Here is a 612-nt window from a genome sequence, read left to right on the forward strand (position 1 = left end):
ACACGACTACCTTCAACACTATTTCGCATCACCCAGCCGCGCTGTGTCCCGATAATCGCACCCAATAGCAAGGCAATAAGCAGATTCCAGATAAGATGCTCGCCAGTCGCAAACTCGTTGATATCCATGCATCACCCCGTTAAAAAGCGGTTGTCATATCATTAGTTTATTTGAATATTGGTAAGAAGCTGTGACGACAAGAAGATAATCTGAAACTGGCCACCGTCCTGCCTTACCAGCGGGTCTTGTTCTAGCTTTTAACTATCACCAGAGCTCAATAATACAGAGCGATTTTCCCGATCCCGTTCAATTTATCGGCATTATTTTCATATCATCTGAACTTTCTTACGAGAAACTACGTAACGAAGATGGGATGCAATTACGCAATCTCACACATAAGTAAGGAATACATATGAACAAATCCATCAACAACTCATTCCTAAAGTTTGGTTTAGCTGCATGTCTGTTCAGTTTTTCTGCGTTTAGTTTTTCCTCTCCAAGTATTGAAGGCGCAGATCAAGATATGTCCGCGGGCACGGTAACGGCAAAAATGGCTCATGCTGACGAAAACGGCTGGATGGTTGTACATCGAACAGATGAATCGATGAAGCC

The 612-nt window shown here is 43.1% G+C and carries 1 pseudogene; it reads left to right on the plus strand.

Features of this window, described 5'->3' with window-relative positions:
• Window positions 1-412: 412 nt before the first annotated feature.
• Window positions 413-612: pseudogene (locus R8N49_RS28550) on the plus strand (hypothetical protein); the annotation flags it as partial.

Source organism: Vibrio sp. 1978 (assembly GCF_033344345.1).